We start from the raw sequence: 18684 nt of genomic DNA, 5'->3' as shown, positions 1-18684 counted from the left end.
CCTACTTCCACTCGTAGAGCGTGCCGGACACCTTCCCGCTCTCCTCGGTCTCGAACTCGAACAGTGCGGCGATCCCGTTGAGCCGGGTGAACTCGGTGGAGGCGGTCTCGTAGAAGAGGGCGCCCCGCCAGCTCACCCCGCCGGACTCGGTGAACCGTCCGACACCGCTGCCGTGCCAGGTGACCGTGTCCCCGGCCCGGGTCATGCTGACGCCGTGCCCCTCGCCGAAGAGCGTGCCGTCGGGCCGTGAGACCGACTCGTACGTCCCCATGTCCTTCATGTCCGCGCCGAGGAGCGTGCTCGTCCCCCTGAACGAGGTCTCCACGACGGCATGACCACCGTCCGTGGACAGCACGCGCATCCCCGTCATCTCACCCGTGATCGTTCCCAGCTCGTCACCCAGCATGGTGGGACTCCTCTCCGAATCCCTCCCGGAAACCACATGGATCCCCTCATTCCGGACTACGCCTGCTGCAGGGGATCGTCAAGCGGGGCACTGGACCGCCACCCGACGAAGAGCGGCAGCTCAGCGGCACCGTCGAGCACGACGACCCCGAACGGCCGGTCGAAGGCGATCCGCTCCACCACCTTGTGGCGAGGCGGGGCCGCGCCACGGGTCATCGTCACCTGGGTGACGCCGGCCGCCTCGACACCGTCTTCGGCGACATCGACGACGGCCGACTGCGCGACCCTGCCGATGTACAGGTCCGCCGCGGAGATCCCCGGGAATTCGGCGTCGCGGCACAGGGCCCGGATGACGCCGAGCGCCGGCAGGTGCTCGCGCGCGTCGGTCGTCGTACGGAGCGAGAAGCGCGGCAGAGCGAGGTCGGCCGAGTCGGCCACGAGCGGCCGCCGCGCCCCGGGCGCGGCCCAGGCGGCGGGCAGCACCTCGGCGGGCCCGGCACCCTCGGGGCCGAGCACGAACCGCACCCGCACGCTCCGCTCGCCTTCGCAGGGCAGCTCGACGACGGTGACCCCGTCCGCGTACCAGACCCAGGCGGCCGGGATCCGCTTGTGCATGGTCGGCACGGGCCGGGTGTCGCCGTACCCGTCGGTGAACGGCTCGTCGCGGGTGAGGTGACCCGAGAACGCGGTCGCCCAGGAACCCTTCAAGGCCAGCGCGTTGAGCAGAACCAGGTCCTCGGAGCCGTCGAGGTCGAGCGGCATCCGCTGGATCCGCCCGCCGGTGGCCCTCCGCACCCACTCGTCGAGCTCCTCCTGAAGATCGGGAAGTTCACCCATCGACATGTCGTCCGTGGCACCGAACACCTCATCAGGCAGCGCGAAGAGAGCGGCCCAGGGCAACACCCCGAACCGCACGTCGGGCACCCCCCGCCGAAACCCCTCCCGCACCGGCACCGCACTCCACACCCCGGTGGCCGCCCCGACCCCGTCCATGGCCGCGATCCGCCGCCCGACCCGCGTCACGGCCTCGGCGGCCGCCTCCCCCTGCACCCCGAGCAGCACCCCCAACTCGTCCCCGGTCGCCCCCCGGGCCCCGGCCGCCACGACCCCGAGCCCCATCCACAACCCGACGGGCGACACGACGAAGTCACCGTCCCCGAGAAGAGCCGACCACCGCGCGGCCAGGCCCCGTATCGCATCCGCCGCCGCATCCGCTTCCGGGCCGCCGGAGCCGTGGGCCATATCCTGCCTCCATGAGCATCGTGAAGATCAACGTCCTGACCGTGCCGGCCGAGCAGCGGGAGGTGCTGGAGCAGCGGTTCGCCTCTCGGGCCGGGGCCGTGGAGGGGTCCGACGGGTTCGAGTGGTTCGAGCTGCTGCGGCCCCTGGAGGGCACCGACCAGTACCTGGTGTACACCCGCTGGCGCAGCGAGGAGGACTTCCAGAACTGGATGAGCGGTTCCATGAAGGAGGCCCACCAGGGTGGTGGCGAGCGGCCGAAGCCCGCTGCCACCGGATCCACCCTGTGGTCGTTCGAGGTCGTCCAGCAGGCTTCGCCGAAGTAATTCGGCGGCGCGTCTCGTCGTGCGGGTCGCACAATGACCCGCATGACCTGGACTTTCACTCCCGAGCGCGTCGACACCCCGGACGCGACGGCTCTGCGGCGCGACTACTACGACGACGTGGCCAGCCGGTACTGGAAGCGGCCGGCTACCGAGGCGGAGATCGACGAGGGGCTGACGAACGACGGGGTGGAGCTGCTGACGCCTCCGACCGGGCAGTTCCTGGTGGCGCGCTTCGAGGGGAAGCCGGCCGGCTGCGGCGGGGTCCTGATGCTGGACGGTGAACGCGCCGAGCTGACCCGGGTCTTCCTGCGGCACGGCTTCCGCGGTGCGGGCGGCGCGGGCGCGCTGCTGCGGCGGCTCGAGGAGGAGGCGCGTGGCCTCGGCGCGCGCCGGATGGTCCTCAACACGCGCCTCGACCTGGTCGAGGCGCGCGGCCTGTACACGCGGCACGGGTACGCGGAGATCCCCGCGTACTGCTCGGGGCCGTACATGGACATCTGGTACGGCAAGGAGCTCTGAGCCCCGCCGTTCCAGGGGCTCGTTCCAGGGCTCGTTCCAGGGCTCGTTTCAGGGGCTCGCTTCAGGGTTCATTCCAGGTTCGGGGGGACGCTTCCCGTCCGGGCCGGACAGCTCGGCCGTCAGCTCCTCCGCCAGCTGTACGAGGTCGGTGGGCCGGTCGGGTCGCCACCAGTCGCCGAGGAGTTCGGCGAGCGACTCCTCCCGGGCCCCGGCCAGTACCGCCGCCGCCCGTACGCCGTCCTCGGTGAGGACCAGCTGGGCCCCCTCCCGGGCCACCAGGCGCCGCTCCTCCACCTGCCGGGACGCCTCCGTGATCACCCGCAGGGGTACGGAGGTGGCCTCGGCGAGCCGGGAGGGCTCGACGGTCCCGTGGCGGCGGACGCGCAGCAGCAGCCAGCTCGCGGCGGGCTGCAGGTCGAGCCCGGCGCGCTCGGTGATCTCCGCGTAGACCGCCTTGCGGCCCTCGTGGGAGCCGAGGAGGGCCAGGGCGCGGGCGCACTCGTCGTACGAGGGGCGTTCGGCCGGGCGGGTGGCGACGGTCTGGCCGGCGTCGGGCGTGGGGACCGAGCCGCGCAGTCTGTCCTCCTTCAGGAAGCAGGCGAAGACGAAGGCGACGAGGACGACGGGCGCCGCGTACAGGAAGACGTCCGTGATGGACGTGGCGTACGCGTGGAGGACGGACGGCCGCAGCCCGGGCGGGAGCTGGGCGATGGCGCGCGGGTCGGCGGCGACCCGGCCGGGACCGGTGCCGGGCGGGAGTTCCGTGCCTGCGCTCGCGAACACCGTGGCGAGTTCGTCGGTGAGCCGGCTGGTGAAGATCGTGCCGAAGACGGCGACGCCGAACGATGCTCCGATCGAGCGGAAGAAGGTGACGCCGGAGGTGGCGACGCCGAGGTCCTGGTAGCCGACGGCGTTCTGCACGACCAGGACGAGGACCTGGATGACGAGGCCGAGTCCGGCGCCGAAGACGAAGAAGCAGACGCTCATCGACCAGGTCGAGCTGGTCTCGGTCAGCCGGTGGAGGAGCAGCAGGCCGATGCAGGTGAGGGCGGTGCCGGCGACGGGGAAGGCCTTCCAACGGCCGGTACGCGAGACGATCTGACCGGAGGCGGTCGAGGTGAGCAGGACGCCGAGCACCATGGGCAGCATGTGGACGCCGGACATGGTCGGCGTGACGCCCTGGACCACCTGGAGGAAGGTCGGCAGGAAGGTCATCGCGCCGAACATCGCGAAGCCGACGACGAAGCTGATGACCGAGACGAGGCTGAACGTCCGGATCCGGAACAGCTTGAGCGGCAGCACGGGTTCCGCGGCGCGGCGCTCGACGTACAGGAACCAGACGAGGAGGACGGCTCCGAGGACGGCGAGCCCGATGATCTGCGGCGAGCCCCATGCCCAGGTCGTGCCGCCGAGGGAGGCCACCAGGACCAGGCAGGTGGCGACCGAGGCGATGAGGAAGGTGCCGAGGTAGTCGATGGTGTGCCGGGTGGAGCGGGCGGGGATGTGCAGCACGGTGGCGATCACGAAGAGCGCGACGACGCCGATGGGCAGGTTGATGTAGAAGACCCAGCGCCAGGAGAGGTGCTCGGTGAAGAGCCCGCCGAGCAGCGGTCCGAGGACGCTGGTGCCGCCGAAGACGGCGCCGAAGAGGCCCTGGTACCTGCCGCGCTCCCGGGGCGAGACGAGGTCGCCGACGATCGCCATGGACAGGACCATGAGGCCGCCGCCGCCGAGGCCCTGGACGGCACGGAAGGCGATGAGCTGCGGCATGTTCTGGGCGAGGCCGCAGAGGGCGGAGCCGACGAGGAAGAGGACGATGGCGCCCTGGAAGAGCTTCTTGCGCCCGTACTGGTCACCGAGCTTGCCCCAGAGGGGGGTCCCGGCCGTCGAGGCGAGCAGGTACGCGGTGACCACCCAGGAGAGGTGCTCGAGGCCGCCGAGCTCGCTGACGATGGTCGGCAACGCGGTGGAGACGATGGTCTGATCGAGTGCGGCGAGCAGCATGCCGAGCAGCAGGGCGCCGATCGCGACGACGACGGTGCGGCGGCTCTGCCCCTCCCCGGGCACGGGGGCGTCGCCCAGCTGGGACGGGCTGGTGTCCTGGGCCATGGGGCCTCCGTCTCGGTCTCCGCCCCGGTGTCCGGATCCCGTGGGCGGCGGCCCCTCCATCCTGATCTGAATGTCCTGTTATGGCCTGCGGAAGGGCACAGCCGTTCGCCCGCCGTACAGGGGCGGGCTGCATAATCGCTCGCAGTGGTATCGGGGAGGGGACCCATCATGACCGGACACGTCTGTCCTGAATGCGGTGTACACAGACCTGGCTGCGCCTGCGCCAGGGCGGCGGAGATGGCGCGCGCCGAGGACTTCGACCCGCTGCGGATCAGGCCGTACGTCACCCTGGACGCACCCGAGGGGCCGGACGGGGGGTACGGGGCGGGGGCGGACCTGCAGTACGGGGCGGGGGCCGGCGTGGCGGGATCCGGGCCGGACGGGCAGGCGACCGCGCACACGCCGGCGTACGGGGCGGGGGCCGGACCGAACGGGCAGCAGACCGACGGGCAGCAGACCGCACACATGTCGGCGTACGGGGCGGGGCTCGGGCCCGGGCCCGACGGGCAGCAGACCACCCATCTACCGGCGTACTCGACGGAGGACCCGCCGACCGCCCAGCTGGCGGCGATCCGCCCGGGCGACCTCACGGCACCGGCAGACCTCACGGCACCGATACCGGTCACGCACGAGGCGTACGCGGGCGGGGCGGGCCCCGAGGCGTACGCGGGCGGGGCGGGCTCGGAGCCGTACCCGACCGGCCCCGGCTCGGAGCCGTACCCCGACCCCGTCCACCCCGGCGCCTCGGGCGACCCCTCCGAGACGATGCCCCTGCTGCTGCGCGGCGTCGGTGACGTACCGCCCGGGCACGGCCAGGAGCGGGCGCGGGCCCGGCGTCGCAGGCGCGGCGTCATGGCCGCGGCGGTGACCGCCGTCGCCGTGGCGGGCACCGCGGCCCTGGCGGCGGTCGTCCTCGGCGGCGCGGACGACGCCGACGACCGGGCGGCCGTGCCGGAGGTGACCACGAGCGCGTCCCTGAACGTCGCCGTGTCGGAGGCGCCGTCCCCCTCCTCCGAGACCCCGGAGCCGACCGCTTCCTCCCCGACCCCGGAGCGGACCACCGCGTCGCCGTCCCCGACCTCCTCCCCGAGCACCGCCACGGCGAGCCCGAGCGCGTCGACGAGCAAGGCCGCCCCTCCGGCCGCCGTCCCCTCGGAGGCTCCGACGACCGCCGCGCCGACGACGGCCACACCGTCCGCACAGCCGACCGAGGAGACGGCGGTCACGCTGAGCCTCGGCTCGCGGGGCGACGAGGTGGTCGAGCTGCAGATGCGACTGACGCTGGCGGGGGCGTACCACGACAAGATCGACGGGAAGTACGACCAGGACGTCTGGCGCGCGGTGAAGAACTACCAGTCCTGGATGTACATCGAGGGCGACCCGAAGGGCGTGTACGGCCCGAACACGCGTGAGGCGCTGGAGCGGAGCACCTCGCTGCAGTGAGGGTGGTGGACCGGGTTGGTGACCGGTTGGTGGACCGGTTGGCCAAGACGGCTCCCGGTTTTGTATCGTAGAAGAACAAAGTGGCCCCGCCCGCACTCCCTGACCGGTGGGCGGGACCGCTTCGTTCTCCGCGCCACCCCTTCTGGAGACCCGATGCCTGCCACCACCCCGGCAACGCTCACCACCCGCGCCCTCCTCCTCGACATGGACGGCACCCTCGTCAACTCGGACGCCGTCGTCGAACGCTGCTGGCGCCGCTGGGCGGACCGGCAAGGGCTCGACGCGGGCGAGGTGCTCCGGGTGGTCCACGGCCGCCAGGGGTTCGCGACGATGGCCGTCCTCCTCCCGGACCGCCCGATGGAGGAGAACTACGCGGACAACCGGGTGATGCTGGCCGAGGAGACCGCCGACCTCGACGGGGTCGTGCCCGTCCCCGGCGCCCCCGCCTTCATGGCGGCGATCGCGGACCTCCCGCACGCCCTGGTGACCTCGGCGGACGAGGCGCTGGCGCAGGCCCGGATGGGCGCGGCGGCGCTGCGGATGCCGGAGACCCGGATCACCGCGGAGAGCGTCGGCGCCAGCAAGCCGGACCCCGAGGGCTTCCTGAAGGGCGCGGCGGCGCTGGGCTTCGACCCGGCGGACTGCGTGGTCTTCGAGGACTCCGAGGCGGGCATCCAGGCGGGCCGCGCGGCCGGCATGCGCGTCGTGGGCGTGGGCCCGCGCGCGGCGGCCTTCGCGCCGGACGTACACGTCGCCGACCTCACCCGGCTGCGGGTGGAGCCCGCGACGGACGGCTCGATCACGCTGACCGTCCTGACGTAACCCCTCCCCTCCCCTCTCCTTCTTCCCCCTCGCGCGCGACCGGATGTTCCGGCCGCGCGTGAGGCGTTTGTACGGAACTCCCCGCGGCGCGAGAGGCTTTCGCACCGAACCTTCCGGCCGCGCGGGAGACTTTCACACCGGACCTTCCGGCCGCGCGGGAGACTTTCGCACCGGACCTTCCGGCCACGCGGGAGACTTTCGCACCGGACCTTCCGGCCACGCGGGAGACTTTCACGCCGGACCTTCCGGCCACGTATGAGGCGTTTACACCGAACCCTCCCGGCCGCGCACGGGCGCGCCCGTACCGAACCTCCGCCCACCCGGCGGAATCTGGCACTCCATCAGGAGTTCCGCACCCCTTGATGTGACGTGCCCATGTCGCCACCCTGTTACCTGGCGCACCCCCCACGGAAACCTCGCGCCGCCACGATGACCGGGCCCGACCGCCCGGCACCCAGCGGGGACGGCAACAGGCCAAGGTCCCCCCACATCAAGGGAGTTCACATGCCCTCCGGCATGATCTACGCGCGTCGACTCGCCGTTCTCGCCACCTCCGCCGCCCTCACCGTCACCGGCCTCCTCGCCACCGCCCCGTCGGCGCAGGCCGCCATGCCGACCCCGGTCAGCGCCGCGACCGCCCGCACCTACCTGGCCGCGCTCACGGTCAAGGCGGCAGGCTCCACCACGGGATACAGCAGGGACCTCTTCCCGCACTGGATCACCCAGTCCGGCACCTGCAACACGCGCGAGACCGTCCTCAAGCGCGACGGCGTGAACGTCGTCACCGACTCCAACTGCGCCGCGACCAGCGGCAGCTGGTACTCCGAGTACGACGGCGCCACCTGGACCCTCGCCTCGGACCTCGACATCGACCACATGGTCCCGCTCGCCGAGGCCTGGCGCTCGGGCGCGAACTCCTGGACCACCGCGCAGCGCCAGGCCTTCGCGAACGACCTCACGCGGCCGCAGCTCATAGCCGTCACCGACAACGTCAACCAGGCCAAGGGCGACAAGGACCCGGCGACGTGGCTGCCCCCGCGGACGGCCTACCGCTGCACGTACGTCAGGGCGTGGGTGCAGGTGAAGTACTCCTACGACCTCAGCATCGACTCCGCCGAGAAGAGCGCCCTCGAGTCCGTCCTCAACGGCTGCTGACCACCCGCCCCCTGAGCGCGCGTCAACGACGGCCGCCGGGGAGTGAGCCCGACCACAGGCTCCCCGGTGGCCGAATGTTGAACTTGCAAGTACTGGTGAGGGGTGCCTAACCTTACGGCCTCATCGGTTTCCGTCCCCCCGCGCCCCGTTCCCCACGAACGAGGCCAGGCCGAAGGAGTCCCCTCCCCATGACCGACTCGAACACCACCAGGGCCGAGAACGCCCCGGGCACCCCGGGCACCCTGGGCACCCCGGGCGCACCCGTGAACCTCATTACCCGCCTGAACCAGGCCCAGCCCTACGCGCTCGGCCTCTTCCGCATCGTCGTCGGCCTGCTCTTCGCCTGCCACGGCGCCTCCTCCCTCTTCGGGCTCCTCGGCGGCACCGCGATACCGGCCGGCACCTGGCCGGGCTGGTACGCGGCCGTCATCCAGCTCGGCGCCGGCGTCCTGGTCCTGGCCGGGCTCGGCACCCGCAGCGCCGCGTTCCTCGCTTCGGGCTCGATGGCGTACGCGTACTTCGAGGTCCACCAGCCCCAGGCGCTCTTCCCGCTCCAGAACGGCGGCGAGAACGCGGCCATGTTCTGCTGGGCCTTCGCCCTGCTCGTGTTCACGGGCCCGGGCGCCCTGGCCCTCGACCGGCTCTTCGGCGCCGGAGAGGCGACGGACGCGAAGGCGCGGGAGGAGCGAGGTGCGCCGGTCGCGGCCTGACCGCACGGCACGCTTACCGGAAGGAGCCGGAAACCACATCACGGTTTCCGGCCCTTCTCATGAGCACACGGCCCTCATCGGCCGGCCGCGCTCCTCAGCACGCGACCCTCCTCAGCCCGCGGTCCTCATCAGCCCGAGGCTGTTACGGGCCCGGCCCTCCCCGCATCGCACCCACCGGCGGTCCACCACCCGCTCCCGCGTAGGCTCTGGCCTGTGAATCTGCTCGACAGCCTGGGCTCGCTGCGGTCGCTCACCGCCGGCCCGTGGATCTACCCGGTGGTGGCGACGTCGATCCTGCTCGACGTCTTCCTCCCCGTGCTGCCGAGCGGTTTCCTGGTGATCACCGCGGCCACGACGGCGGCGACGGCCACCGGGGGCTCCCACGGCGTGCCCTCACTCCTCCCCCTCCTCCTCTGCGCGGCCGGCGCCTCGGTGCTCGGCGACTTCCTCGCGTACCGCCTGGCACTGCGCGGCGGGGCCAGGCTGGACCGGGCGATCGGACGCTCACGCCGCCTCTCGCTGGCGCAGGAACGTCTCGGCACCGCGCTCGCGCGGGGCGGCGGACTGCTCGTGGTCCTCGCACGCTTCGCCCCGGCCGGCCGCTCTGTGGTCTCACTGGGCGCGGGCGCGGCGAAGCGGCGGGTCGAGGAGTTCCTGCCGTGGTCGGCGCTGGCGGGCGTCACCTGGGCCTCGTACAGCGTGGGGCTCGGCTGGCTGGGCGGTCAGTGGCTGGGGGCGACCTGGTTCAGCGCGGGGGTGTCGACCCTCGCGCTGTTCCTCGCGGGCGGCCTCGCCGCGTACCTCATACGGCGCCCGGCCGCGGCTCCCGCGCCCGCGTCCTGACGACGGCGGACCGAGACTCCCACGCCCTGACGACGGCGGGCCGAGACTCCCGCGTCCTGACAGCGACGGACCGAGACTCCCACGTCTACGCGGCGACGGGCCAAAACTCCCGCGTCTACGCGGGGGCGGGTCGAGGCTCCCGCGTCCCGGCGGCGGGGTGGGCGCCGCGCACCTCCAGGCCGTCCAGGAGTCTCGCGGTCGCATCGGCGATCTCGTCCACGGCCCGCTCGAAGACCTCGCGGTTGTGGGCGGCGGGCGCGCGGAAGCCGGAGATCTTGCGGACGAACTGCAGGGCGGCGGCGCGGATGTCGTCCTCGGTCGCCTCCTCGGGCAGGGCGGGCGGGCGGAGCGTCTTGATGCTTCGGCACATGCCTCCAGTGTGGCGCGCCCCACTGACAACCGCTCCGAACGCCAAGCCGGCCCCCTCGAAGGGGCAGGTCACCCACCGAGCCCGCGTCTGCTCCGTGCGTTGATCTCGGCGGTACGGGCCCGCAGCTCGTGCAGAGGTGTGGCGGGCTGGACGTCGACGGGCTCGGCCTCCCACTCGCCGCCGCCGTGGACGGCGCGGATCAGAAAGCGTCCGGAGACGCTCTCCACATAGAAACCGACCCGCCCCGTGGCGGTGTCGCGGACGAGGTCACCGACCTCGGGCAGTGGCTGCACGCATCCCCTCCGTCCCGAATCCTGAAGCCTGGGGACACTCAGGGAAGCGCGGCGCCCCCGCCCTGTCAACGTATCTCTAGAGATGTCCCCCGATGGATGGATCGACCGGGCGGGACGGCGTACAGGCGTACCCCCGGGCCGAGGAGCGCGCCGTAGGGTGTCCCGCAACGAAGGGAGTGGTCCACCCGTGACTGATCAGGACAGTGCTCGTCGGCCCAAGTACCAGCGCATCGCCGACGAGTTGAGAACCGCGATCCAGTCGGGCGCCTTCGCGCCGGGCGACCGGCTCCCCGGCGAGAACGACCTCATGACGACCTACGACGTGGCCCGCATGACCGCCCGCCAGGCCCTGGCCGTGCTGCGTACGGAGGGACTCACCGAGGCGCGCAAGGGCGCCGGGGTCTTCGTCCGGGTCTTCCGCCCGCTGCGCCGCCGGGGCATCCCTCGCCTGGCCGGGGACCAGTGGGGCAGCGGCCGCTCGGTCTGGTCGGCGGACATCGAGGACCGGGACCTCGTCGTCGACCAGATCGAGGTGGACGAGACGGAGGCCGGGGACCGGGTCGCGGGCGCGCTGAACCTGGCTCCTGGGGCGCCGGTCTGCGTCCGGAGCCGCCGCTTCGTCCTCGACGCGAAGCCGGTGCTGCTCTCGGTGTCGTACCTCTCCGCGGAGCTCGTACGGGGGACGCCGATCACCGAGCCGGACACGGGTCCGGGCGGCACGTACGCGCGGCTGACGGAGCTGGGGCACCGGCCGGTACGGTTCCGGGAGGAGATCCGCTGCCGGATGCCGACGGCGGAGGAGTCGGACCGGCTCGCGCTGGAGTTCGGGACGCCGGTGGTACTGATCGGACGGACGGCGTTCACGGGGCCGGGGATGGCGGTGGAGCTCAACGAGATGACGCTGGACGCGTCGTCGTACGTCCTGGAGTACGACTTCGACGCGTAAGCCGGACGCGGACGCCGCCCCTGGCGCGGGCTCCGACCCCAACCCCAGCCCTCACCCCCCACCCCCCAACTGTCCGACCTCGAACCGAAGCCCGGGATCGGCATGGACGACATCTCCGGGGTACTCGGCGGCGGCGAGGGCGACGGCGTCGGCAGAGGAGGCCCCCGGCCCGACATGGGTCAGGACGAGCCGCCCGGCACGTGCGGCGGCAGCGCTCTCTCCGGCCTGAGCGGCGGAATGGTGCCCGGGCACAAGGCCGTCCGCCTCGCAGACGAACAGATCGCAGTCGAGGGCGAGCTCGACGAGCGGGGAACAGGGCTCGCAGTCCCCGGAGTACACGAGCGAGCGCCCCTCCGCATCCTCCACGCGCAGGGCGAAGGCGGACAGCCCGCCGTGCTCGACGGCACGGGCCAGAAGGCTGAGCCCACCGATGCGGACGAGATGCCCGTCGTACAACTCCTGCACGGCAAAGGCCTTTTCGACGGGACTGCGGTCGGGCCCATTCGTAAGGAAGCCGGCGAGCCGGTCGGCGATGCCGGGCGGCCCGAAAAGGGGAACGGGCAGCGGCAGATCGAGCCCGGCGTACAGCAACGCGTAGTAGGCGGTCAGCAGATCGGCGCTGTGATCGGCGTGCAGATGGGAGATCCAGACGGCGTCGACCTCGCCGAGCGAGACGTACCGCTGGAGCTCGGCGAGGGTGCCGGTCCCGGCGTCCACCCAGACGCGCACGCCGCCGCCCTCGACGAGGTAGCCGGAGCAGGCGTTGCCCGGCCGGGGGAAGGGGGTGGCGGACCCGAGGACGGTGATCCGCAGCGGGACGCTGCTCATACGACGAGTCTAGGACGGCTGACCGGAACTGGCCGGAACTTGTGCGGAAGAGGTGAAGGGTGTGCGTATTCTGTGGGCTCGCCGGGCCCCATCGGCGGGTGCCCGGCAGAGAACTGAGGGACTTTCATGCTTCGCGTACGCACGCTCGCGGCCGTGACCGCGGCCGCCGCCTCCGGCATCCTGCTGCTGCCTTCGCAGGCGCAGGCCGCCGGATCGGTCCACCTGTACAAGATCTACTACGACAGCCCGGGCACGGACAACCGGTCCAACACCAGCCTCAACGCCGAGTACGTCCAGATACGCAACACGACCGCCGGGGCGGTCAACCTGCGGGGCTGGACGGTCACGGACGCGGCCGGCCACAAGTACACCTTCGGCGGCTTCACGCTGGGCGCGGGCAAGATCGTGACGGTCCGCACGGGCCGCGGCACGAACACGGCGGCGAACGTCTACCAGAACCGCGCCGCGTACGTCTGGAACAACGACAAGGACACGGCGACGCTCCGGAAGTCGAACGGAGCGTGGGTCGACAACTGCGCGTACAACTCGACGCGGGTGGACTACAAGTGGTGCTGACGCATCAGAGGAACTGATGCCGTGGGCCCCGCAGGGCCGGGGCCCACAGGCTAGGCGCCCCGCTCGACTTCCTCCGGCTCCGGCTCCGGCTCCGTCCCCGCCCCCGTCTTCGGCTCCGGCTCCGGCTTCGGCTCCTTCCGGGCAGCGGGAATCCCCTGCTGCTGCACGTCGGAGTTGACCTGCCCGCCGAGGGTCATGACGTTCAGGGTGGCGGAGTTCTCGTTGGCGATGGCCTTCTCGACGCGGGCGACGAGGACGGAGAACGCATCGCGCCTGGCCAGGTTGCGGTACGGCCCGACCTTGGTCTCGAAGTAGACGCGCTCGTGCCCGAGCAGCTGTTCCGTCGAGCGGTAGTTCTTCCACTGCTCGCGGTAGCGGTAGACGCTCTCCAGCGAGACGGCGGCAACGACAACGACGCTGAGCACGGTGGCGGTGATCCGCGCGAACTCCAGGTCCAGGTTCACGAACACCGGCACGAGCGCACCGCCGACGACGGACACGGTCCGCATCCGTAGATGCATCGCCTTCATCCGGGTCGCCTTGGCGTCGTACCAGCCCTGGTACTGCACGAGCCTGGTCTCGATGTACCGCTGCGGCGTCATCTCGCCGCCCTGCACCCCTGGTTCGGGAGCGTCCCCCACCTCAGCCATGCTCGGAGTACACCGGCCAGGACGCGTCCACGTCAACTTGCACCGCCGAAGGGAACCGCGGCTCAGTCGGCGACGACGGCCTCACGCACGGCATCGAGGGCATGCCGCCACGGAAAGAGCCCGGCCGCCCCCTCCCCCGGCTGATGGCTGACGAACCCGTCCTCGCCGTACAGCACGGAGACCCCAGCCCCCCGCAGCGTCTCCACGGAGCGCTCGAACTGCGGGTGCTGGGCGTAGGCCGCGTTCACGCACGGCACGGCGACCATGGGAATCCCCTTGCCGATGCCCTCCGCGACGACACCGACGACGAACGTGTCCGCGATGCCGAGCGCCCAACGGTTGACCGTGTTGAACGTAGCCGGCGCGACAAGAACGGCCGAGGCGGCCGGCCACACATCCGGCTCACCGGGAAGCCGGTAGTCCCACCGCACGGGATGCCCGGTGAGCACCGCGAGCCCGTCGAGCGACCCGGCGAGCCAGCGGGCCGCCGTAGGGGTGAGCCCGAGGCAGACGTCCCAGCCGTCGGCCTGCGCGTCCTCGATGACACGGGCAATATCGAAAACGGGCTCGGCGGCGCTCGCGAACAAGTACAGGGTGCTCATCCCCACATCCGACCACACCCACTCCCACCAGCCCGAAAGCGGGCGACCACGAAGCCACGACCTCGCCCCGTCCCTATCCCCGTCTGCCGAGCACACACCCAGGCTCGCGGACACCACGAAGGGCAGCACAGGACGTCTGTCATACACCGCCATTGATGTCAGATTCGGATGTCACCTGTCGCCGACGGTCCGCAGCCTCCTACCGGACACCACGTGGACGGGGTGCCCAGGAAGACGTCCACGTCGTGGTGGGCGAACCGATGCGGGTACTGGACGAACAGCTTCAGCCTTCGCGCTCGTCAGTGGCATCAGGGTGGTTCCGGCACTGCTCGTGCGGACAGTCGTCGCCTCGTCGGTGCAGCCGCCGAGGGTCCTGAAGAGCGGCGACCGGGAACGGGTACCGCATCCACTTCTCCAGGCACCCGGCCTCACCGTGCTCCCTCAGTACGCTCTCGGCCGCTTCCAACACCGCGTGACCCAGCGCGCTACGGGGCTGGGTCGAGCTCCAGGAAAGGGTGCCGCCCGTCTCGTCAGGCGATCCCCAGCTCGTCACCCCGTCCGGGAACTCGAAGACGGTGATGGCCACATCCGATCCTTCGCGCCGAAGCAGCCACCTCATCTCCACGGGTTCAAGGTCGAACGAGACGCGTTCGCCGGACGAGCCCCCGTAAAGCCCTGTCACGGCATACAGCAGATCGGCGAGGGCGTCCGTGCAGTAGCCGACGTGAGCCGAATGCTCCGAAGCACCGTCGGCGATGCGGTACGTGGCGCTGCTGCCGGCCAGTTCCCAGCTGAACCGGAGATCATCTGCCCCCGTCATCGGTTGCTGGGATCTCATAGAAGATCTCGCACACGGTGGCGGGCAAGACGACTCCCACCGACTCTGGCCCCGGACCCTGAAGACCGCCGAAGACACGTAAGCGGCACGCCGCCCCTCCCCCGCCTCCCCGCCCAAAGAACGACAAAGGCCCAGGCTCCCGGTTCAGTACCGGTGACCTGGGCCTTTGTCGTGCTGCCTACTGGTGGGCGCGGACGGTTTCGAACCGCCGACATCTGCTTTGTAAGCTCGTGCGGATCACGGTCGGCGAGGGGCCACCCCAGCTCGCGGACGCCAGGCAGGGCCGTGCAGAGCTGCTGTCATCCGCCGTCGTTGATGTCAGATTTGGATGTCACCTGGCGCCGGTCCGCGAACGGCCGCCGGTAGTCCGAGGCGTCCCCGACCGGGGGATAGTCCCTGCCGAACAGCACATAGACGGGGTACTCGGGATCCCCGGCTTCCATCCTCACCGAGATGTCCACGTCGTGGTTCGCGAACCTGTGCAGGTACTGGACGAACAACTCCAGCTCCTCATCGGACAGCCGCTCGTCGAGCCGCTCGTTATGCATGTCACCCTCACTACCGACTGATCGACGGGGCCGGACGATACCCGAGTCGAAACACACGGGCGGCTCGCCGGGCTCCAGCGCTACCGTGCGGACATGAAGCGCAGACGAAAGCACTGGCGGGACGGCTTCGGGACACCGAAGTTTTTCGTCCTGTACCGCACGCCTGACGTGTGGCGCTATGCCATGTACTTCTCCGGCGCCATCGTCGACGGCTACCTCGCCCAGCCCAGCGCCGACAGCGAACCCGGCGAGGCCCAGACAGCCGCACACGGCAAGGCCGAGGACCTGGCCGGCCGACCGCTGACGATGTCCTGGGAGGCAAGCGACGAACCAGGCTGGTGGACGGGAACCATCACGACCGAACCCATGGACCTGGCACTTAACTCTGCTGCTGGTTGATGGGGGATCCCGCAGAGGGCTGCGGATCCGCCTCCAGCTCCGCACGCTCCAAGGCTGCGATCGCCCTGCGTCGCCATCGAACAACCACAAACGACCCGACTACTGTCACCAGCAATGCGCCAATCACACCGCCCCAGGCCAAGGCACCTATGAGATACCCGACTGTCTCCATGGCTCTCCCCCTGGCGTGCAGCCCCGCTATCGGCTGATGGGAATCTCGTAGACGATCTCACACAGGCCGGCAGGGACGACGATGTCAGCTGTCTCCACGGGCCGGCCCTGGTCGCTGTAGTACGTCCGCCGGATGTGCGTGACGAACGCGGCCTTCTGAATCCCAAGGAGCGACGCTTCCTCGGCGGTCGCTTGCCGCGGTTCCGGCTGCTCGACAGCATGGCTGACCGTGACACCGATCTCGGCCATCCGGTTCACGACGCCGGCCCCGGCGTGGGGCCCACCTTCGGGAAGGACGACGAGAGTCCCGCCGGTGAGGTCGTACGGCTCCCAGCTCGTGGACAGCTGCACGGGCCGTCCGTCGGCGAGGAACTCGTACACGGTCCGGACGCACAGTTCGCCCTCACCGATCCCGAGCCGCGCAGCAATCTCCGCCGGCGCAGGCACCTTCGCATCGGTCCGGCTCTCCCAGCCGCCATTCCGTCCCACGGCCTTCATGTCCGCCCGGAACGGCGACCCGCCGGGCTGCTCGCGCGCCGCGGACCGAACCATCCGCACCCGCTGCCGGAGCTCGGCCACAAAGGTCCCGGACCCGGCCCGCCCCTCCAATGCACCCTGAGAAATCAGCAACTCCTGGGCCCGACGAACGACGTTCTCGCCCACCCCGTACTCCTGGCCGATCTGGGCCCGCGAGGGAAGCCGGTCTCCGGGCTCCCACTCGCGCTCCGCGATCCTCCGCCGGAGTTCGTCAGCGATGCGGAGATACGGCGGTGGCTGCTGCTCAGGCATATGGAAAATCTAGTCCACTAGCCCTAATCTAGTTAACTAGCTTCATGCAATGTGATCCCTTGGCGACGGAGGCTCTCCTGTGCCCGCTTCGGCAGTCAGCGCGGAGGACATCACCGCCCGGTTGTCCGCCCTCGGACTCACCACGCGCGTGGAGGAGCACGCCCGTCACACGTGGATCGAAGCGGAGGTGCCGGAATCGCTCCCCGCCGAGACATGGCGGGAGGCCTTGGAAGTGCTGGCGGAGGCCGATCGATTCGGACTCCAGGCCAGCAGCTTGAACGGCCGCACCTTATGGGCCGCCATACACAGAACGGTCCCCGCGACGGGCGATGTCCGGGGACCTGGCCATCAGCGATAGGAGCTGATCAGCGTGTTGAACCGTATCCGCCGCGCAGTTGGGCGCACCAGAGTGCGCCCTTTAGGACCGCCGTGCTTCGTGCCGCCGGAGGTCAACTGATGCATGCGAAAGCCGTCCCCTACCGATCGAGCTCGTGTCGGATCGGCACGCACCACGAGTGCGCGCAGTCCTCGCCCTCCCTGGCGCCGGTCGGCGTCCCCGTGATCTACGAGGCGTGTGACTGCCCCTGCCACCCACCGGCCGGCCGGGAAGCGCCGAAGGAGGTGACCCCATGAGGAGCTGGACGCCGAGCGGCGCGCTGGCCTCCAACGTCGAGATCACCTCGGCCAACGTCCAGCGGGGCGACGTCATCCAGATCGGCGGCCAGCCGTGCCGCGTGGCCGACCTCATCCAACTTCCGGGCGGTGCAAAGCGCCTCCTCTTCGAGTCGGGCGAACTGCTGACCATGCACTCCCGAACCCGGCTCATCGCCCTGAGGATGCAGAGAGTTGGTGATCAGCGCCGTGGCCTCTCGCCGTCACGTCATCGCCGATGACCTCAGGGCCCAGATCTCGACCGGTCGCATCAAGGCTGGCGACCGCCTTCCCTCCGAAGCCCAGCTCGCCGCCCGCTACACGGTCAGCACACCGACCCTACGGAGCGCCCTCGCGCTCCTCCAGGCCGAAGGCCTCGTCGAAAAGGTCCACGGCAAGGGCAACTTCGTCCGTCCCCCTCTTCACAGAATCACGTACCTCGGCGGCAGCCTGACACCGCCGGCTCCGGGCTTGCAGATCAGCATCCGCACCACCAAAATCCGGGCGCGCGGCCACCTGTCCGTCTTGCTGCGGGTGCCGGCTGGCAGTCCCCTCACCGAATTCCAGTGCCTGAGTCACGACGGAACCTCGCCGCACAGCCTGTCCCGCGTCTACATCCCTCGGGATCTGGCGCCGGCTGTCGTATCCGCCGAGTCGACCTGGCCCACAACCATGGCGACGCCACTGGCCGAGGTCGAGGAGAGACTCTGCGCTCGCCTCCCCACCCCGGTGGAAGCGGCAACCCTCCGAATCAGCCCGACCCTCGCCGTTCTGGCGATCACCCGCGTAGCGACCGACACCGCCGGCCGCGTCGTCGAGGCCGCGCTCCTGGCCCTCCCCGGCGACTGCGCGGAAGCCGTCTTCACCACCCACCCCACGTCCGAAGACAGAAGGGCCGAAGGATGACGCCCCACAACGAGCTCCGACTCCTCCCATGGTCGGGCCCCGACGGCAAGCCCTGTTTCCTGAGCACCGATGTCACCGACGGCCCCTTGTCCCGCCTGGCCGACCGCACCGAAGTCGCCCAACTCGACGTCGCCGCCGAGCTCCTGGAGCATGCCCAAGAGGTACTCGCCGACGAGTCGTCGGCCCCGGAAGAACTCCGCCTCGTGGCGTCAGACCTCACTGGCGCCCTGCGAGACGCACTCCGCGTAGCCGTAAGCCGCGGCCACCGCCTCCCGACGCTGGGCACCTCCGACCACGGAGACAGCAACGAGGTCCCCCACCTGCCGGCAGGCGCATTTGGCTAACAGCCACGCACCACAACGACACGAAGCCCCGGGCCAAAGCCCGGGGCTTCGTGCACACGGCTCCGGAGGCCGTATGAACTAGCGGTATAGCAGCAGCTCAGCTGCTTGTAGTGAGCAGGCCGCAGCCCTTCGGCCCACAAATAGGCCGCGTCATTCGGATGCCCGCACGAGCGGCGAGGGGGAACCGCCGTTCACCCGTCTG

Annotated in this window: 25 protein-coding genes; 14 read left to right on the top strand and 11 right to left on the bottom strand. The window is 70.8% G+C overall.

Going from position 1 to position 18684, the window contains the following annotated elements:
- Position 1 precedes the first annotated feature (1 nt).
- Positions 2 to 406 carry a hypothetical protein gene (locus GGE06_RS03270; protein ID WP_116161243.1) on the bottom strand — a complete coding sequence of 135 codons (405 nt, stop codon included), beginning with the start codon at positions 404 to 406 and terminating at the stop codon, positions 2 to 4.
- A 56-nt stretch (positions 407 to 462) separates the two neighbouring features.
- Complete coding sequence (locus GGE06_RS03265) at positions 463 to 1647, bottom strand: serpin family protein (RefSeq protein ID WP_221517646.1); 1185 nt, start codon at positions 1645 to 1647, stop codon at positions 463 to 465.
- Positions 1648 to 1658: 11 nt separating this feature from the next.
- Between GGE06_RS03265 and GGE06_RS03260 the strand changes: the two genes are divergently transcribed.
- Together GGE06_RS03260 and GGE06_RS03255 are read left to right on the top strand one after the other, a co-directional pair.
- A complete protein-coding gene (locus GGE06_RS03260; RefSeq protein ID WP_116161241.1) occupies positions 1659 to 1970 on the top strand; it encodes an antibiotic biosynthesis monooxygenase family protein in 312 nt (103 codons plus the stop codon).
- 33 nt (positions 1971 to 2003) lie between these two features.
- On the top strand, positions 2004 to 2489 hold the full coding sequence (locus GGE06_RS03255) for a GNAT family N-acetyltransferase (protein ID WP_116161240.1): 486 nt from the start codon (positions 2004 to 2006) through the stop codon (positions 2487 to 2489).
- A 48-nt stretch (positions 2490 to 2537) separates the two neighbouring features.
- Here the strand turns inward: GGE06_RS03255 and GGE06_RS03250 are convergent, their stop codons facing one another.
- Positions 2538 to 4598: an MDR family MFS transporter gene (locus GGE06_RS03250; RefSeq protein ID WP_184929980.1), complete on the bottom strand. Its 2061-nt coding sequence runs from the start codon at positions 4596 to 4598 to the stop codon at positions 2538 to 2540.
- 237 nt (positions 4599 to 4835) lie between these two features.
- Here GGE06_RS03250 and GGE06_RS03245 point away from each other — a divergent pair, with 237 nt between their 5' ends.
- The 5 genes from GGE06_RS03245 to GGE06_RS03225 all read left to right on the top strand — a co-directional run bounded on the left by GGE06_RS03245 (position 4836) and on the right by GGE06_RS03225 (position 9571).
- Positions 4836 to 6041, top strand: a complete 1206-nt coding sequence (locus GGE06_RS03245) for a peptidoglycan-binding domain-containing protein (RefSeq protein WP_184929979.1) — start codon at positions 4836 to 4838, stop codon at positions 6039 to 6041.
- 153 nt (positions 6042 to 6194) lie between these two features.
- Positions 6195 to 6863 (top strand): HAD-IA family hydrolase, encoded by a 669-nt coding sequence (locus tag GGE06_RS03240; RefSeq protein WP_116161237.1) that lies wholly within the window; start codon positions 6195 to 6197, stop codon positions 6861 to 6863.
- A 504-nt stretch (positions 6864 to 7367) separates the two neighbouring features.
- A complete protein-coding gene (locus GGE06_RS03235) occupies positions 7368 to 8018 on the top strand; it encodes an HNH endonuclease family protein (RefSeq protein ID WP_116161236.1) in 651 nt (216 codons plus the stop codon).
- 188 nt (positions 8019 to 8206) lie between these two features.
- Positions 8207 to 8728 (top strand): DoxX family protein, encoded by a 522-nt coding sequence (locus GGE06_RS03230; RefSeq protein WP_184929978.1) that lies wholly within the window; start codon positions 8207 to 8209, stop codon positions 8726 to 8728.
- 213 nt (positions 8729 to 8941) lie between these two features.
- A complete protein-coding gene (locus GGE06_RS03225) occupies positions 8942 to 9571 on the top strand; it encodes a DedA family protein (protein ID WP_376773494.1) in 630 nt (209 codons plus the stop codon).
- A gap of 115 nt (positions 9572 to 9686) precedes the next feature.
- Here the strand turns inward: GGE06_RS03225 and GGE06_RS03220 are convergent, their stop codons facing one another.
- Positions 9687 to 9941: a DUF2277 domain-containing protein gene (locus tag GGE06_RS03220; RefSeq protein ID WP_116161234.1), complete on the bottom strand. Its 255-nt coding sequence runs from the start codon at positions 9939 to 9941 to the stop codon at positions 9687 to 9689.
- Positions 9942 to 10009: 68 nt separating this feature from the next.
- A complete protein-coding gene (locus tag GGE06_RS03215; protein WP_116161233.1) occupies positions 10010 to 10234 on the bottom strand; it encodes a hypothetical protein in 225 nt (74 codons plus the stop codon).
- 187 nt (positions 10235 to 10421) lie between these two features.
- On the opposite strand from GGE06_RS03215, the gene GGE06_RS03210 reads away from it, so the two are divergent.
- A complete protein-coding gene (locus GGE06_RS03210) occupies positions 10422 to 11180 on the top strand; it encodes a GntR family transcriptional regulator (protein WP_116161232.1) in 759 nt (252 codons plus the stop codon).
- A gap of 51 nt (positions 11181 to 11231) precedes the next feature.
- Here the strand turns inward: GGE06_RS03210 and GGE06_RS03205 are convergent, their stop codons facing one another.
- Entirely contained in the window at positions 11232 to 12008 is a 777-nt protein-coding gene (locus GGE06_RS03205; protein ID WP_116161231.1) for an MBL fold metallo-hydrolase, read from the bottom strand.
- Positions 12009 to 12134: 126 nt separating this feature from the next.
- On the opposite strand from GGE06_RS03205, the gene GGE06_RS03200 reads away from it, so the two are divergent.
- A complete protein-coding gene (locus GGE06_RS03200) occupies positions 12135 to 12584 on the top strand; it encodes a lamin tail domain-containing protein (protein WP_116161230.1) in 450 nt (149 codons plus the stop codon).
- Between the two features lie 50 nt (positions 12585 to 12634).
- On the opposite strand, the gene GGE06_RS03195 is transcribed toward GGE06_RS03200, so the two are convergent.
- The 4 genes from GGE06_RS03195 to GGE06_RS03180 all read right to left on the bottom strand — a co-directional run bounded on the left by GGE06_RS03195 (position 12635) and on the right by GGE06_RS03180 (position 15222).
- Positions 12635 to 13234, bottom strand: coding sequence for a DUF4231 domain-containing protein (locus tag GGE06_RS03195; protein ID WP_246532296.1), 600 nt, complete (start codon positions 13232 to 13234; stop codon positions 12635 to 12637).
- 62 nt (positions 13235 to 13296) lie between these two features.
- Positions 13297 to 13836 carry a flavoprotein gene (locus tag GGE06_RS03190; RefSeq protein ID WP_116165566.1) on the bottom strand — a complete coding sequence of 180 codons (540 nt, stop codon included), beginning with the start codon at positions 13834 to 13836 and terminating at the stop codon, positions 13297 to 13299.
- A 283-nt stretch (positions 13837 to 14119) separates the two neighbouring features.
- Positions 14120 to 14656: a hypothetical protein gene (locus GGE06_RS03185; RefSeq protein ID WP_116161229.1), complete on the bottom strand. Its 537-nt coding sequence runs from the start codon at positions 14654 to 14656 to the stop codon at positions 14120 to 14122.
- Positions 14657 to 14973: 317 nt separating this feature from the next.
- A complete protein-coding gene (locus GGE06_RS03180; protein WP_184929977.1) occupies positions 14974 to 15222 on the bottom strand; it encodes a hypothetical protein in 249 nt (82 codons plus the stop codon).
- A 93-nt stretch (positions 15223 to 15315) separates the two neighbouring features.
- Between GGE06_RS03180 and GGE06_RS03175 the strand changes: the two genes are divergently transcribed.
- Positions 15316 to 15621 carry a hypothetical protein gene (locus GGE06_RS03175; protein WP_184929976.1) on the top strand — a complete coding sequence of 102 codons (306 nt, stop codon included), beginning with the start codon at positions 15316 to 15318 and terminating at the stop codon, positions 15619 to 15621.
- A 198-nt stretch (positions 15622 to 15819) separates the two neighbouring features.
- On the opposite strand, the gene GGE06_RS03170 is transcribed toward GGE06_RS03175, so the two are convergent.
- The gene (locus GGE06_RS03170; protein WP_184929975.1) at positions 15820 to 16581 is read right to left on the bottom strand and encodes a GntR family transcriptional regulator; all 762 of its coding nucleotides are present in this window, start codon (positions 16579 to 16581) and stop codon (positions 15820 to 15822) included.
- 79 nt (positions 16582 to 16660) lie between these two features.
- Between GGE06_RS03170 and GGE06_RS42215 the strand changes: the two genes are divergently transcribed.
- From GGE06_RS42215 to GGE06_RS03155, 4 genes are all read left to right on the top strand, one after another.
- On the top strand, positions 16661 to 16939 hold the full coding sequence (locus GGE06_RS42215) for a hypothetical protein (RefSeq protein WP_312883018.1): 279 nt from the start codon (positions 16661 to 16663) through the stop codon (positions 16937 to 16939).
- Positions 16940 to 17210: 271 nt separating this feature from the next.
- Complete coding sequence (locus GGE06_RS03165; RefSeq protein WP_184929974.1) at positions 17211 to 17474, top strand: hypothetical protein; 264 nt, start codon at positions 17211 to 17213, stop codon at positions 17472 to 17474.
- Entirely contained in the window at positions 17431 to 18138 is a 708-nt protein-coding gene (locus GGE06_RS03160) for a GntR family transcriptional regulator (protein ID WP_312883017.1), read from the top strand. The genes GGE06_RS03165 and GGE06_RS03160 overlap by 44 nt, the downstream gene beginning before the upstream one ends.
- Positions 18135 to 18482: a hypothetical protein gene (locus tag GGE06_RS03155; RefSeq protein ID WP_184929973.1), complete on the top strand. Its 348-nt coding sequence runs from the start codon at positions 18135 to 18137 to the stop codon at positions 18480 to 18482. Before GGE06_RS03160 ends, GGE06_RS03155 begins: the two co-directional genes overlap by 4 nt.
- The last annotated feature ends 202 nt before the right edge of the window (positions 18483 to 18684 follow it).

It is taken from the genome of Streptomyces nymphaeiformis (assembly GCF_014203895.1).
Taxonomy (GTDB): Bacteria; Actinomycetota; Actinomycetes; order Streptomycetales; family Streptomycetaceae; genus Streptomyces; species Streptomyces nymphaeiformis.
This window is presented reverse-complemented; position numbering and strand designations above follow the sequence as displayed.